Annotated in this window: 1 protein-coding gene; it reads left to right on the forward strand. The window is 68.8% G+C overall.

Going from position 1 to position 1,891, the window contains the following annotated elements; all coding sequences use genetic code 11:
• Nucleotides 1-1,891, forward strand: a 1,891-nt coding sequence (locus tag EQ874_RS22770; RefSeq protein WP_242496898.1) for a condensation domain-containing protein, incomplete at both ends; no start/stop codon positions are given.

The raw sequence follows: 1,891 nt of genomic DNA on the forward strand, positions 1-1,891 counted from the left end.
GCGTTGCCGCTGAACGTCAACGGCAAGCTCGACCGCAGGGCCCTGCCCGAACCGGTCTTCGAGACCCGCGAATTCCGGACCCCGGTCAGTCCGGCCGAACAGGCCGTCGCCGCGGTCTTCGCCGAGGTACTCGGCGTCGAACAGGTCGGTCTCGACGACGACTTCTTCGAACTCGGCGGCAACTCGCTGCTCGCCACCCAGGTGGCCTCCCGGCTCGGAGCCGCACTCGGTGCGAAGGTTCCGGTGCGCGCCCTGTTCGAGAACACCGCTGTCGAATCGCTCGCCGGTGCGGTCGAGTCGCAGCGTGGCGACGACCGCCGGCCTCTCGAAGCCGTCGAGCGGCCCACGCGGATCCCGCTGTCGCTCGCGCAGCAGCGCATGTGGTTCCTCAACCGCTTCGACACCGAGTCGTCGGCCTACAACGTGCCGATCGCGATCCGGCTCACCGGCGATCTCGACGTCGACGCGTTGCAGGCAGCAGTCGGCGACGTCGTGGCCCGCCACGAATCGCTGCGCACCTTCTACCCGGAGACCGAGGACGGTCCCGTCCAGGTCATCGTGCCGGCCGCGCAGGCGGTTCCCGACCTGACTCCGGTAGACGTCGCGGAGAGGGACATCGTCACCGCGGTGCAGGAACTCGCGGCGACGATCTTCGACGTCACCACGGCCGTGCCGCTGAGTGCGCGACTGTTCCGGGTCCGCGAATCCGACTACGTCCTCGCCTTCGTGGTCCACCACATCTCCGCCGACGGCTCGTCGATGGGTCCGCTCACGCGCGACCTCATGACGGCCTACGTCGCGCGGTCGCAGGGCGACGCCCCGGCATGGGAGCCGCTGTCGGTGCAGTACGCCGACTTCGCCATCTGGCAGCGCGAGGTGCTCGGCGACGAGGACGACCCGGAAGCGCTCGCCGCCAAGCAGGTCGAGTACTGGAAGCAGGCTCTCGCCGGCCTGCCCGACCAGCTCGATCTCCCGAGCGACCGGCCACGCCCCGCGGTCCAGTCGTTCCGGGGCGGCCGCGTCGACTTCACCGTCGAGGCCGAACTCCACCGACGCCTCGCCGATCTCGGCCGGCGCACGAACACCACGATGTTCATGGTGCTGCACACCGCGTTCGCGGTGTTCCTCGCACGCATGTCCTCGAGCGACGACATCGCGATCGGCACGCCGATGGCCGGTCGCGGCGAGCGCGAACTCGACGACCTGATCGGCATGTTCGTCAACACGCTGGTGTTCCGGACCCACGTCGATTCGGACGCGTCGTTCACCGAACTCCTGGGACGGACCCGTGAGGCCGACCTCGGCGCGTTCGCGAACGCCGACGTGCCGTTCGAGCGGCTCGTCGAGGTGCTCAACCCCGCACGATCCACGGCACGCCACCCGCTGTTCCAGGTGGGTCTGTCGTTCCAGAACCTCGCGCAGGCCGCACTCGAACTCCCCGGTCTCACCATCTCCGGCCTCGACACCGACATGGAGATCTCGCAGTTCGACCTGCACCTGATCGTCACCGACCGCTACAGCGGCGACGGCACGCCCACGGGCATCACCGGCTACTTCACCTATGCGACCGATCTGTTCGACGAATCGACGGTCGCGGAGTTCGCCGCCCGGTTCATCCGCGTGCTCGACGCCGTGGTCGACGACCCGGCCCTGCCGGTCGGCGACCTGCCGATCCTCGACACCGCGGAGACCACGCGCGTGCTCGAGGCGTGGAACGACACCACACACCCCACCGGGTCGGCGACCCTGGTGGATCTGTTCGACGAGCAGGTTTCGCGGGTGCCGGATGCTGCGGCGTTGGTGTTCGAGGGTGGGTCGCTGACCTATGCGGAGTTCGATGCGCGGGTCAATCGTCTTGCGCGCAGGTTGATCTCGGAGGGTGTGGGTCCGG

Source organism: Rhodococcus sp. Q1 (assembly GCF_004153645.1).
In the GTDB taxonomy this organism is placed as follows: Bacteria; Actinomycetota; Actinomycetes; order Mycobacteriales; family Mycobacteriaceae; genus Rhodococcus; species Rhodococcus gordoniae.